This is a genomic window from Azospirillum mesophilum (assembly GCF_053470405.2).
Genome location: NZ_JBPXMQ020000017.1, coordinates 47,367 through 60,669 on the forward strand (window position 1 = coordinate 47,367; position 13,303 = coordinate 60,669).

Sequence of the window (13,303 nt, forward strand, 5' to 3'; positions counted from 1 at the left end):
ACGCCGATGAGCACGCAGACGACCGTTCAGACCTTCCTGAACCACATCCTTTCCGGTGCGATGGACCAGGCGCTCGCCATGGTCGATCCCGACGCGCGGTTCATTTCGACGCGCCCCGTTCCCAATCCGAACAACCCGCTGCACGGCACCTTCGTCGGGGTCGAGGGCGCCCGTCGGTTCTTCGGCGGCTTCGGCGAGCTTCTCGAACCGGGCGAATTCAACGTCGACGCGTCCTTCGCCGACGGTGAACATGCCGCGCTGTACGGAACGCTCCACCACAAGAGCCGCAAGACCGGGAAGCCCTTCTCCAGCGATTGGGCGCTGATCTGCCGCGTGAAGGACGGCCGTATCGCCCTCTACCACTTCTACGAGGACACCGAAGCCCTCAGGGATGCGCTGTCCTGACGGATGGTCCGGCCAGGAACCGGCGTTCGGCAACCTCGAAGCCGGGGTTGCCGACATGCCGCCGTCTTGCGAGGACTGAGAACAGCTCGCCGGGCATTGTCACGGCAAGGGTGGCAGCCCGCCGGTCATGACGGTATCCTCGCCGGGTGTCGCTCCTCTCGTATGCGGCCGCCTTTCGCACATTCGATCTGACCACCGGGGCGAGCCCATTTCTACGGCGACGACCGAAAGCACGGTCCAGCGCCTGCTGCACCGGCGCATGGGCGCCAATCAGCCGATGCGCTGGTCGCCGCGTGGCGCTCACCGGATGCTGAAGGTCCGCACCGCGGTGATGAATGGGAGTTTGCCGCGGAGCCCGCAAGGGCCAGCGCAGCGACCACGCCGCCGCCGAGCCATACGCCCATCGTCCATTCCGCCGTGCGGCGTGACGGCCCCCCAGCTTTGCGACGGTCTCATACCGTCGGCACCTGAAGGCGCCGCCGGCATGACCCTTTCGATCAATGCTAACGCATTGATCTGCCGGGTTTCACGGTTGGAAAATGATGGAAGCGATCATTTTCCAACCGTATCACTGGTCAAATTCGCGCATTTCGTTCGTTCGGACCTGAGGGGGTGGGCCGCAAAGGGTGCGTCCCTATGGGCCACCACGGCGCTGCCGTACCGCTGCCGTACCGGGGCGCCACCCTGGCGGCGTACGCCAACGCCATCGCCGCCGGGATCGACTGATCGAACGCTGGCCGCAAAGCGCGCCGCGCGATCGCCTTGACCGGGTCGGTTGGCAGGCCGGCGAGCAAACATCGGCTCCAGGCCGCGCAGGAGTCGCCGTCACGATGGGCAGAGCGCCCTGACGCCGTCCCGTACTCGCAAATACAGAGCGGTGCTCTTGATTTCTTGGAACGCGCCCGAACGCTCCAGCAGTAATGCCTATTTCTGATGTGGGAGCACGGAATACGAAACAGTAATCGAAATCGGCGGATGCGAGCCGAATAAACGCCATTTGTAATTTTAGCATGCGTCGTGACCTTGGGATTTGGATGAATGCTCCGGAAAACAAACCTCAACATCGGCGTGCCGCAATGTGATAGGTTGGCCCACGGCATTACTCGGAAAACGAAGCACGGCAGGAACGCGCCGATCTCCAGAGGCGAGGGGGAAACGGGATGCAGCAGCCCATGCAGGTCACGATGCAGGACAACGTCGCGGCTCTGTGCGGCGACCGCCGCGTCGCGGCGGTGGTCGACATTGTCGAGCGGCTGTCGTTCGCGGGTGACGTCCAGGACATCATGGAGATCGTGCGCACCTCGGCCCGGCAACTGACGGGCGCCGACGGCGTCACCTTCGTGCTGCGCGAGGTCGATCAGTGCTACTACGCGGACGAGAGCGCGATCAGCCCGCTGTGGAAAGGGCAACGCTTCCCCATGCAGGCCTGCGTGTCCGGTTGGGCGATGTTGAACGGCCGGCCCGCCGTCATCCCGGACATCTACAAGGATCCGCGTGTCCCGCACGACGCCTACCGGGCGACCTTCGTGAAGAGCATGGTCATGGTGCCGGTGCGGCCGGAAGATCCCGTCGGTGCCATCGGCGCCTATTGGGCCGATCCGCACGCCGCGTCGGAGGAGGAGGTCGCCATTCTCCAGGCGATCGCCCGCTCGACGGCCCTGGCCCTGACCAACGTTCAACTGGTGGCTTCCCTGCGTGAATCCGCCCGGCGCGCCGAGGCGCACGCGGCGGAACTGGCGCGCGCCAATGAGGCCAAGACGCAGTTTCTCGCCTCGGCCAGCCACGACCTGCGCCAGCCGGTCCAGTCCATCCTCATGCTCACCGCGACCATCGGCCCGCATGTCGGTGACGGCGGCCAGCCGCATTACCAGCAACTCCAGCAGAGCCTGGGCGTGCTGAAGGGACTGCTGGACAGTCTGCTGGATGTGTCCAGGATCGACGCCGGGCTGGTGGAGTCCGAGGTGAAGGACATCGCCCTGGCGCCCGTATTCGATCAGATCGAAACCGCGTTCCGGCAGAACGCGGAGGCCAAGGGACTGGAGTGGCACATCGTGCCGTCGGCCGCCGCCGTCCGGACCGACCCGCTGCTGCTGCTGCGCATCCTGCACAATCTGGTCGAGAACGCCGTCCGCTACACCGACGAGGGGCGCATCCTGATCGACAGCCGCCGGAAGGGCGAGGTCATCCGCATTGAGGTCCAGGACACCGGCCGAGGCATCCCTGCCGACGTGCAGGACGCGATCTTCAACGAATTCTACCAGGTCGGCAATCCGGAGCGCGACCGCAGCCAGGGGCTGGGCCTGGGTTTGGCGATCGTGAAGAAGCTGGCCGGGCTCCTCGATCACACGGTCGGGGTCGCATCGCGCGCCGGCGAGGGTTCGACCTTCTGGGTCGAGATCCCCATCGCCCGGGCGCAGCAATTGCCGATCTTGCGGGCGCGCCCGCAAACGCTCGACGGCGGCGGGCGCCTCATCGTGCTCGTCGAGGACGACGTCATCGTTCGCATGGCGCTGCAGGCCATGTTCGAGGGGTGGGGCTTCACGGTGATCGCCGTGGAATCCGGTGAAGAGGCCATCGCGCAACTGCGCGCCAGCGGGAAGGCGCCCAGCGTCATCCTGGCCGATTATCGGCTGCGCGAGCGGCGTTTGGGGACGGATGCCGTCCGCTGCATCGAGGCGTACCTGGGGTGGCCGGTGCCTGCTCTGATCCTCACGGGTGAGATCGGTGGCGCCTGCGACAAGGACGCGGCGGCGAGCGGGTATCCGGTTCTCCGCAAACCGATCACGCCCGATCAACTTCAGGCCGCAATTCTTCAGCGGATAGCGGAGGTGAGCCTCGGCGGCGTGGCGTGCGTTCACAAAGCGAATTGAGGAAGGCTTGCCGCGGACGCTGGTGCGCAAATCGCGCGTGAGGGCGGTGTCCGCCGACGGCCAGCGGTGCTCATCCGCCGACGCGGCAGGGCTTCTCCGTCCTGCGCCGGAATCAAAACTCCGGACATCTCGCTGCGCACCGTGACCGGCCTGGGCACCACTGCATCTGGATACTTTTCTCCTTTCGGCAACGGCTGCCCAAATCGGCGGGGAAGACCGTCTGCTTTGCGCCTTCCCGACCAGGGAAATTTGATGGTGCAGACGGCGCGCGTTGTATGATTGTGGAACTGTCCACGAGAGAGCGTCGATGCGAATACTGGTTATCGAGGATGCCGAGGACCTAGCCGACGCCGTCATCGACAGCCTGCGCAGCCTTGGGCACGCCGTCGACTGGGCGGCCGACGGCCACCAGGCCGATGAGCTTTTGCGCACGGAGACTTACCAGCTCATCATCCTCGACGTGATGCTGCCGGGACCCGACGGCCAGACCCTGCTTCGCCAGCTGCGCCGCCGGGGGGACCGGACGCCGGTGCTGGTCACGACGGCACGCTCGCAGATCGACACGAAGATCCACCTGCTCGACCTCGGTGCCGACGACTACATCGTGAAGCCGTTCGATCTGCGCGAGTTGGAGGCGCGATGCCGCGCCCTGCTGCGCCGGTCGCACGGGATGGCGTCGTCGGAGGCCACCTTCGGGAATCTGGTGTTCGACGCGGCGGCGCGGACGGTCTCGATCGCCGGTCAGCCGCTCGACCTCAGCGCGCGGGAGTTCCGGCTGCTGGAGCTGTTCCTGGGCAACCTGGGTCGCGTGCTGACCAAAAGCGCGCTGATCGAACAGCTCTTCGACCTGGAACAGGCGGTCACCCCGAACGCGGTGGAGATGTCGGTCTCCCGCCTGCGGCGCAAGCTGGAGGGCGCTTCGGTGGTGATCCGCACCGTGCATGGCGTCGGCTATGTCGGCGAAAAGCAAGATGCCGATTGAAGGGCAGGCAGGCGGCCATACAGGCGGGGGCTCGCTGCGGCGCCGCCTGCTGAGCCGGATGTTCCTCGTGCTCGGCGTCGTGACCCTCATCCTGTTCCTGTTCGTCCGGTCCTACGCGCGCGATGCGGCCGACAGCGCCTACGACCAGCTTCTCTCGGCGTCCGCCCTGTCCATCGCGGACGCCATACGGGTGGAGAACGGCGCCATCACGGTGGACCTGCCCTATTCCTCGCTGAGCGTCCTGGGCACGGCTCGGCACGACCGGGTCTTCTACAAGGTGCTGGCGCCGGGCGGGCTTCTCGTCACCGGCTATGAGGATTTGCCCGGCGGCGCGGTGCACGACGACACGCCGGTGTTCCAGAACGCGGTCTACAGCGACGAGCCGGTTCGGGTCGCCGTGACGGGCCGCTTCATCAGCGGGGTGCCGCGGTCGGGATGGGCGACCGTCGTCGTCGCCCAGACGCGCGAGGCGCGCGATCTGCTGGCCTCACGCCTCGTGGCCAACGCCTTCGCGCCCATCGCCTTTGCCGTGGTGGTCGGCGCCCTCCTGCTCTGGCTCGGCGTCCGGCAGGCGCTGGCCCCCTTGAGCTTCCTGGAGGCGCTGATCCGGGCGCGGCGCCCGCAGGACTTCACCCCGATCGACACGCCCGTGCCGACCGAGGTCGGGCAGCTGCTGGGCGCCATCAACCAGCTGATGGTCCGCTTCAAGGCGAACCTGGACTCCACCCAGTCCTTCCTGGCCGACGCCGCGCACCAGATCCGCACGCCGCTGGCCGCGCTGCGCTCGCAGGCCGAGCTGGCGCGCCGCGAGGGCGACGTCGAACGCCTGCGCAACCGCGTCGAACGCATCCACCGCAACGCCGTGGAGGCGAGCGAGCTGACGACGCAGCTGCTGAACCACGCCACCGTGGTCCACCGCGCGGAAGCCGTGCAGCCGCAGGAGGTGGACCTCGACGCGCTGCTCGGCCAGATCGTCCAGCAGACGGCCGGCCGGCCGGAGGCTCCCCCCATCAATCTGGTGCGGGAGCCGGCCAGCGGGGGCGCCATGCTGCACGGAGACCCCGTGACCCTGCGGGAAGCCCTGACCAACCTGCTGGACAACGCGGTCAAGTACGGCGGCCCCGCCCCCATCGACGTGCGCGTGCGGTCGGGAAGCGGCGGCTACGGCCCCTTGGTGGAGATCGCCGACCGCGGGCCGGGCATTCCGGACGAGGAAAAGCCGGCGGTGCTCGAACGTTTCGGCCGCGGTCGGTCGGCCAAGGGGACCGCCGGCAGCGGGCTCGGGCTCTCCATCGCCGCGGTGGTGGCGGAGGCGCATCAGGCCGTCCTCTCCCTGCTCGACCGTCCGGGCGGCGGGCTGATCGTCCGGCTGGAGTTTCCGGGAGAAGACCCGACGGGCAAGGGAAACCCCGGCGCGCTGCCGGGCGGGCGTGTGATGCCCCTGCTGCTGCTCGGCCTCCTGCTGGCCGCCGCCCGGCCGGCCTTGGCCCTGGAGCCCGTCCTTTACCCCGCGCCGGGTGAGGGAACGGAGCGTCTGCGCATCGACGCGGCCACCGACCGACCGGCGATCGAGCCGCTGATCCGCGATTTCCAGACGATGAACCCGACGGTCATCGTCGAGTACCGGGAGATGAACACCGGGGAGCTTTACGACTCCGTCGTCAAGCACGGCGCCGGCGACGTGCCGGATCTCGTCATCAGCTCCGCCGCCGGCCTTCAGGTGAAACTGGTCAACGACGGGCACGCGCGCCGCCACAGCTCCCCCGCGACGGAGGCACTTCCAGACTGGGCCAAATGGCGCAGCGCCGCCTTCGGCTTCACGCAGGAGCCGGCGGTCATCGTCTTCAACCGCGACCTCGTCCCGGAGGACGAGGTGCCCCACTCCCGCGAGGAGCTGATCCACCTGCTGCGCGACCGGAAGGAGCGCTACCGGGGCCGGGTGGTGACCTACAACATCGAGGACAGCGGCATCGGCTACCTGTTCGCGACGCAGGACTCCGTCCTGACCAGCCAGTTCTGGCAGCTCGCCGACGCCCTCGGCGAAAACCAGGCCAAGCAGATGTGCTGCACCGCCGACATGGTGGGCGCCATCGAGCGGGGCGAGAGCCTGATCGGCTACAACCTGCTGGGTTCCTACGCGCGGGAACGGCAACTGCACGGCGCGCGCATCGGGATCGTCCTGCCGTCCGACTACGCGCTGGTCATGACCCGCGTCGCCCTCATCCCGCGGCGGGCGAGCGCCCCGGAGCTGGCCGGACGCTTCATCGACTACCTGCTGTCGGAGCGTGGGCAGGCGGTGATCGCCGCCAACACCGCCTTCTACTCCATCCTGCCGACCGTCGGCGGCCCGATGTCGGCGACGCACCTGCAGGAGGAGATGCGCGGCCCCACGCAGCGGATCGGCCTCGGCCCCGCGCTGCTGGTCTTCATGGACCACCTGAAGCGCGACCGCTTCCTCCAGCAGTGGAAGGCCTTCCTGCACCAGCCGTAAAAGAAAATGGCCCGGGAAGGACCCGGGCCAGTTCGTTGGGGACGCGCTGTTCAGAAGAACGCGTTCAGCTGCCGGGCAGGGAATGGACGTTGGCGATGAACAGGTCCTGCCAATTCGCCGGCTTGTTCTTGATGGTGCCGACGCGGCCCATGAAGTTGGCGAACTGCATGACGCCGTTGGGGGTGGTCGAGAACTTGGTGTCCGGGTCCTTGATCATCCGCTCCACCTCGTCCGGCGACAGCTTGGCCTTGGACGACTGGACGTAGATCGCGGCGGCGCGCCCCGGCTCCTCGGTGATCAGCTTGTCGGCCTCGTCGAGCGCCGCGACGAAGGCCGCGGTCAGCTTCGGGTTGGCGTCGATGAAGCGCTTGGGCGCGTAGACGAGGTCGAGCGAGATGTTGCCGAGCACGTCCACGGAGTTCATCACCCGGTGCACCTGCGGGTTTTCCAGCTCCATGAAGGAGTAGGGCGGGGAGCCGAGGTGGCTGTTCACCTCCGTCTTGCCCGAGACGAGCGCGGTGTAGGCCTCCGGGTGCGGCAGGCCGACCGTCATCGGGTCGAGCTTGGCGTAGCTGTCGTCGCCGAACTCCTTGGCGACGGCCATCTGCAGCACGACGGCGGACAGCGAGGTCTTGATGCCCGGCAGGGCGATCTTGTCCTTCGCGCCGAAGTCCTTCAGCGACTTGATGGCCGGGTTGTTGGTGTTGAGGTACAGCGAGGTGGCGCTGAGCCCGGCCAGCGCCGAGACCTCCAGCTTCGCGTTGCCCTTCACCTTCGACCACAGCGTCAGGAAGCCGGGCACGCCGATGGCGGCGATGTCCAGGTTGCCGGAGATCATGGCGTCGTTGATGACGTTGCCGCCGTCCAGCTCCAGCCAGCCGACCTTGACGTCGCCGAGGCCGGCGGCCTTGGCCTGCTTCTCCAGGAGCTTCTCGTGCTCCATGACGATCATCGGCAGGTACAGGATGCCGTAGCCCTTGGAGATGTGGACCTCCGAGGTCTCGGCGCGGGCGGTACCGGTTGCCAGCGCCCCGGATGCCATGGCAACGAGCGCCGTCGCCAGCACGCCGACCCGGCGCAGGGTCGCGAATGCGGTCATATTGGGTCCTCCCGAAAAGGCTTTTTTGGATGGTTCAGTGCTGCATGCCCCAGCGGCGGATGGTGCGCCGCTCGATGGTGGCGAAGACGCCGTTCTCGACGACGAGGCCGATCAGGATCACCGTGAACAGGCCGGCGAAGACGTTCGCCGTCTCCAGCTGGTTCCGGTTCTCGAAGATGTACCAGCCGAGCCCGCCGGAGCCGGAGCTGACGCCGAACACCAGCTCCGCCGCGATCAGCGTGCGCCAGGCGAAGGCCCAGCCCACCTTCAGGCCGGTGAGGATCGACGGGAACGCCGCCGGAATGAGGATGTGGCGGACGAGCCCCAGGCCGCTCAGCCCGTAGTTCCGCCCGACCATGCGCAGCGTGTTGGAGACGGAGCGGAAACCGGCGTGCGTGTTCAGCGCGATGGCCCACAGCACGGAATGGACGAGCACGAAGATCACGCTGCCCGACCCGAGCCCGAACCAGATCAGCGCCAGCGGCAGCAGCGCGATGGCCGGCAGCGGGTTCAGCATGGAGGTCATCGTCTCCAGCAGGTCGGTGCCGATCTGCGAGCCGATGGCGACGGTGGTCAGCAGAGCCGCCAGGATGATGCCCATGGCGTAGCCGATCACCAGCGTCTGGAGCGAGACGAGCGTGCGCGCCGGGATGACGCCGTTGCCGATGTCGGTGGCGAAGGCGTCGAGCATCGCGGAAAAGGGCGGGAACAGCAGCGGGTTGTCGAGCCAGCGGCCGTACACCTCCCAGATCACCGCGAGCACGAGCAGGATCAGCCCCTTGCGCAGAAGCGGGACGCGGTACAGGCGCTCCCACACGCTGAGTGGCTTCTCGACCTCCGCGGTGACGGTGGAGTGGGACACGTCCCGGATGATCTCCGGGCGTTCGACGAGGACGGATTGCGCGGTCATGGCGGGGCCTCAGTGGACGAACAGCATGTCGTTGATGCGGGCTTCCAGCTCCGCCTGGGCGGCGGTGCCGAGCTGATCCGGCGGGATGCTGTTGAGTTCGGCCTTCACCTGGCCCGGGTGCGGCGACAGCAGCAGGATGCGCGTGCCGACGCGGATCGCCTCTTCGATGGAGTGGGTCACGAACAGGACGGTGAACTTCGTGTCGTCCCACAGGCGCAGCAGCTCGTCCTGCATGCGGCGGCGCGTCAGCGCGTCGAGCGCGGCGTAGGGCTCGTCCATCAGCAGGACGTCCGGCTCCATGGCCATGCCGCGGGCGATGGCGACGCGCTGCTTCATGCCGCCGGACAGGGTGTGGGGGAAGCTGTGCGCGAACTTCGCCAGACCGACCTTGTTGATGTAGTAGTCCGTACGCTCGGCAGCCTCGGCCCCCTTGGCGCGGCCGCTGGTGGTCAGCGCGAACATCACGTTCTCGCGCACGCTTTTCCAGGGCAGGAGCTGGTCGAACTCCTGGAACACCATCATGCGGTCGGGACCAGGCTTGGTCACCGCGTGCCCGTTCAGGCGGATGGCGCCCTCCACCGGCTCCAGATACCCGCCGATGGCCTTCAGCAGGGTGGACTTTCCGCAACCGGAGGGGCCGAGCAGGACGTAACGGTCGGATTTGAAGACCTGGAAATCGACCCGGTAGGTGGCCGTGACCAGGTGATCCGCCGTTTTGTACTGCAGCGTGACACCGGAGACCTCCAGCAACGGGCTGGCCGGGACGGCGACCGCCGCAGGGTAAGGGGGCGCGCCCGCGACAGCGGGGCGGACGTTCGGCGACGTCCTGCTCATCGTTTCCTCCAAGGCAATTTCTTGGTTGCTCAAGCCGCGAACTGCGGGCCTTGCGGACATTATGCGCAGGAAGTCTGACGGTTTCCTGACGGCCAGCTCGGCGCGATGCGCACCAATCCGTAACACCAGCCGGGAAGGGCCGCAGCGCTCGTGTTTGACGGGCGGAAGGCGTTCCTTCGACGGTGTGTGGCGAACAGCCCTTCAAGGAACGGTTTTCCGATCCTGGTGAGGACAAAGCTTTACAACGGCAGCGTGGGAACGGCGTTGATCAGGGTTGCGCGTGTAGGGGTGCTCCGGGGCGGAGAACAGCCGCTCGCACGGGCCTTCCTCGACGACCGCGCCGGAGGCCATTACGACGACCCGGTCGGCGATGGCCTGGACCACGGCGAGGTCGTGGCTGATGAACAGGTAAGTGAGGCCGTGGCGCGCCCTCCGAATTCGTTACGACGCTTTCAATGGCCGGCTTGGTCAAAGATTTCTTCGAGCGAACCGCGATCACGCCGCCGCCCGCGATCACGCCGCCGCCGATGAAGGCATTCCCCTCCCCTTCAGGCTGAATGGAAGGCCGCTTCGAGCGCCGCGATGTCGATTTTCCTCATCCGCATCATGGCCGCCCGCGCGCGGGAGGCTGCCTCGGTGTCCGGATCGTTGAACAGCCGTGGCAGCGCCTCCGGCACGATCTGCCAGGAGACGCCGAACCGATCGGTGAGCCAGCCGCACATGCTCTCCTTGCCGCCGTCGGCGAGCAAAGCGGACCACAGGCGGTCGGTCTCGGCCTGATCCTTCGTGAGCACGCTGATCGAGGCGGCGGGCGAATGCTCGAACAGGTCGCCGCCCGTCAGGATCATCATCGGCGCACCGGCCAGGGTGAACTCGACGACCATGGGATCGTCGGGCCGGCCGTGATCGTACACGGCGTCGATCCGGCTGTCCGGCAGAAGGCCCACGTAGAACCGCGCCGCGTCGATTCCACGGCGCGTGAACCAAAAGCAGGTGCGGACTTTCCGATGCCCGGTCACCGGGACACGTCCGCGGTTGCGGCCTTCGCGCCGGCGTGGTTCAGCATCCAGGGCGTGCCGAACCGGTCGGTGAACATGGCGAAGCGCTCGGCCCAGAACGTCTCGCCGGGCGGCATCGCCACGAACCGGGCGTCCTTCGCGAGCGCTTCGAAAATCCGGTCGAACTCGGCGCGCGACGGCGGAGCGATCGTCACCGCGAACCCTTGCGGCGTGCTGTACATGCTGTCCGGCGTGTCGGAGGCCATGACGGTGGTTGCGCCCAGTTTCACCGTCATGTGCATCACGCGATCATCGCCGCCGGGCATGCGGCAGTCCGCGTCCGGCACATCGGCGTTCCGGAGCACATCGACGACCTCACCGCCGAGGGTCTCGGCGTAATGGGTCATGGCTTCGAGGCAATCGCCCTTGAAGAACAGGTAGATGGTCGGTTCCATAGATTTCCCTCCATGCGTTCAGGGCGTTGTGTTCAGAGCGTTTTGGCAAGAGCTTCGAGCTGATCGGTGGCCTTGCCCCACCCCTCGTGAAAGCCCATCCGCTCATGCTCCTCGCGCGCCTCGGCGCTCCAGTGCATGGCGCGCGCGGTGTAGCGGGTCGTGCCGGCGCCCGCGTCGTCAAACAGCACCTCCGCAGCCATGAAGGCGCGACCCGAAGGCCGCCAGCCGGGGCGAAACGCGTCGGTGAACATCAGGCGCTCCTTCTCCACCACGTCGAGGAAGACGCCGGGTTCGCCGAACCGTTCGCCATTCGGGCCGTTCATCAGCGTAAAGAACTCGCCACCGGGACGCAGGTCGATCCGCGCCTCGGAAACAAACCAGGGCTTGGGGCAGAACCACTGCTTCAGGAGCTCGGGTTCGACCCAGCAGCGCCACAGCGTGTCGCGCGGCGCATCGAGGGTGCGGGTCAGAACGAGATCGTTCTCAGCGTCCGTCATGGGAGCTCCCTTTCGGTTGGGGCTGCGAGAAGAGCAGCGTGAGATAGCGCTTCAGGTGATCGACGCTTTCCAGCGCGACGGCGCGCTCGCCCGTTGCCTTCGCGAGGATGAAGGCGCCCTGGAGGACGGCCTGGGTGTGTCTTGCGAGACTCGCCGGGGTCCAGTCGGCCTCGACCCGGCGCGCCTTCATGGCCGCCGCGATGTCCGGTTCGAGAGTCGCGGCGTGGCCGAAGATGCTGGCGGCGCAGGCCTCGCGGATCGCGGGATGCGAGCCGTAGACCTCTTGCGTCATCGTCCCGACGAGGCAAGTGAACTCGGCGGGATCGCCGTCAATGATCGCCTTGCGGAACTCGACATAGCCGAGCAGGCGGTCGAGCGGGTCCTCGAACCGGTGATAGGGCGCCTGCTCGAAAAACGCCGAGGTCGTTTCCGCCCAGTGGGCGGCGGCGGCGACACCGAGCGCTTCCTTGCTCTCGAAATGATGGAAGAACGCCCCCTTCGTGACACCCGCCGCCTTGCAGAGGTCATCGACCGAGGTTGCCGCGAAGCCCTTGGCACGGATGACGTCCCGCGCCGCCTCCAGAAGCCGGGTGCGCGCGTCGCCACGCTCGGGATGATGTTTCGTGGGTCTCGGCATGACGCATCGCATACCATTCAGTCGGTATGTATGTCAACGGTCAGGAGGCCGTGGTCACGGCAGCAGTCGGAGCGCAACCGGCCGCTGGCGCGCCGTGCCGCGACATGGCGGCGGTGGTCAGCGTCCGGAGCGGTTCGTTTTACGCCCACCATGACCGAGAGCGCCGGGGTTCTGCCCGGCTCGTCACCGTGGTCCTCGCGTTTCTCCGACAAGCCAGTCGACGAAGCCGGCAACCAGGTTTCCGGCATCGGCCTGACGTGGAATAAGCGCGACGTAACCCGTCCTCGGAACCCGGATCTCCGGCAGTGGCGTCATCAGCCTTCCGCTGGCAACGTCGATCTCGAGCATCGGCAACGGGCCGATCCCAATGCCAAGCCCATCTTCCACCGCCTGACGCGTCACGTAAAAGTGGTCGAATATCTGGCGGGGACGCCCGGCGAGGTGTTGGAGCCCTGCCGCCTCAAGCCAGTTCGCCCAATCGCCGGCACGGGTTTCGCTTGCCAGCAGCGTATGTCCCTCAATGTCGGCGGGCTTCAGGATCGGCCGCTGCGCGAACAGCGCCGGGCTCATGATCAGCGTGTCCACATCATCCAGCACCGGGACGACGCGATGCTGAGGCCACACATGCTCCCGAGCGACGCCGCGCCGGATCGCCACGTCGACGCCGCCGCGCAACTCCTCAAGCACGGTCGAAACCGTCGTAACCGCGACTTCGACGTGCGGATGGTCGGCGTGGTACCGGTTGAGGCGCGGGATCAGCCAGCGCATCGCGAAGCTGGTCGGGGCGCTGACACGCAAGATGCGGCGCGCGTCGGGCCGGCCGCACGCTTCCGCCGCAACAGCCAGGCGATCGAAGGAAAGACCGACCTCGGCGGCGAAGATTCTCGCCATCGGCGTCGCGACCATGCGGCGCCCGTCCTTCATGAAGAGCCTCTGCCCGAGCCAGCTTTCAAGCGCAGCGATCTGGCGGCTTACCGCGCCATGGGTGAGACCGAGTTCGGCTCCGGCTTCGGCATAGCTGCCGGTCCGAGCCGCGACCTCGAAGATGCGCAGGGCGTTCAAGGGGGGAAGGCGGCGCATGGGAGATCCGTGAGAAAAACGAACGGTATCCGTGATGAAAAGCAT

General features: G+C 67.1%; 12 protein-coding genes and 1 pseudogene. 5 read left to right on the forward strand and 8 right to left on the reverse strand.

Annotated features, from left to right (window positions below; all coding sequences use genetic code 11):
* The first annotated feature begins 6 nt into the window (after positions 1-6).
* The 5 genes and pseudogenes from ACSVC7_RS17660 (at position 7) to ACSVC7_RS17680 (ending at position 6,748) form a co-directional block, all read left to right on the forward strand.
* Positions 7-405, forward strand: a complete 399-nt coding sequence (locus ACSVC7_RS17660; RefSeq protein WP_448205627.1) for a nuclear transport factor 2 family protein — start codon at positions 7-9, stop codon at positions 403-405.
* 190 nt (positions 406-595) lie between these two features.
* A pseudogene (locus tag ACSVC7_RS17665) lies at positions 596-833 on the forward strand (hypothetical protein); the annotation flags it as partial.
* A 744-nt stretch (positions 834-1,577) separates the two neighbouring features.
* The gene (locus ACSVC7_RS17670; RefSeq protein WP_448205628.1) at positions 1,578-3,275 is read left to right on the forward strand and encodes a hybrid sensor histidine kinase/response regulator; all 1,698 of its coding nucleotides are present in this window, start codon (positions 1,578-1,580) and stop codon (positions 3,273-3,275) included.
* Positions 3,276-3,582: 307 nt separating this feature from the next.
* Positions 3,583-4,257, forward strand: a complete 675-nt coding sequence (locus ACSVC7_RS17675; RefSeq protein WP_448205629.1) for a response regulator transcription factor — start codon at positions 3,583-3,585, stop codon at positions 4,255-4,257.
* Entirely contained in the window at positions 4,247-6,748 is a 2,502-nt protein-coding gene (locus ACSVC7_RS17680; RefSeq protein WP_448205630.1) for a sensor histidine kinase, read from the forward strand. The genes ACSVC7_RS17675 and ACSVC7_RS17680 overlap by 11 nt, the downstream gene beginning before the upstream one ends.
* 64 nt (positions 6,749-6,812) lie before the next feature.
* Here the strand turns inward: ACSVC7_RS17680 and ACSVC7_RS17685 are convergent, their stop codons facing one another.
* From ACSVC7_RS17685 to ACSVC7_RS17720, 8 genes are all read right to left on the reverse strand, one after another.
* Positions 6,813-7,847, reverse strand: a complete 1,035-nt coding sequence (locus ACSVC7_RS17685; RefSeq protein WP_448205631.1) for an ABC transporter substrate-binding protein — start codon at positions 7,845-7,847, stop codon at positions 6,813-6,815.
* Between the two features lie 34 nt (positions 7,848-7,881).
* Complete coding sequence (locus ACSVC7_RS17690) at positions 7,882-8,757, reverse strand: ABC transporter permease (RefSeq protein WP_448205632.1); 876 nt, start codon at positions 8,755-8,757, stop codon at positions 7,882-7,884.
* 9 nt (positions 8,758-8,766) lie between these two features.
* Complete coding sequence (locus tag ACSVC7_RS17695) at positions 8,767-9,591, reverse strand: ABC transporter ATP-binding protein (protein WP_448205633.1); 825 nt, start codon at positions 9,589-9,591, stop codon at positions 8,767-8,769.
* 548 nt (positions 9,592-10,139) lie between these two features.
* The gene (locus ACSVC7_RS17700) at positions 10,140-10,610 is read right to left on the reverse strand and encodes a VOC family protein (RefSeq protein WP_448205634.1); all 471 of its coding nucleotides are present in this window, start codon (positions 10,608-10,610) and stop codon (positions 10,140-10,142) included.
* Entirely contained in the window at positions 10,607-11,044 is a 438-nt protein-coding gene (locus ACSVC7_RS17705; protein WP_448205635.1) for a VOC family protein, read from the reverse strand. Before ACSVC7_RS17705 ends, ACSVC7_RS17700 begins: the two co-directional genes overlap by 4 nt.
* Positions 11,045-11,076: 32 nt before the next feature.
* The gene (locus tag ACSVC7_RS17710) at positions 11,077-11,541 is read right to left on the reverse strand and encodes an SRPBCC family protein (protein WP_448205636.1); all 465 of its coding nucleotides are present in this window, start codon (positions 11,539-11,541) and stop codon (positions 11,077-11,079) included.
* Complete coding sequence (locus tag ACSVC7_RS17715; RefSeq protein ID WP_448205637.1) at positions 11,528-12,178, reverse strand: TetR/AcrR family transcriptional regulator; 651 nt, start codon at positions 12,176-12,178, stop codon at positions 11,528-11,530. The genes ACSVC7_RS17710 and ACSVC7_RS17715 overlap by 14 nt, the downstream gene beginning before the upstream one ends.
* Positions 12,179-12,361: 183 nt before the next feature.
* A complete protein-coding gene (locus ACSVC7_RS17720) occupies positions 12,362-13,258 on the reverse strand; it encodes a LysR substrate-binding domain-containing protein (RefSeq protein ID WP_448205638.1) in 897 nt (298 codons plus the stop codon).
* Positions 13,259-13,303: the final 45 nt, after the last annotated feature.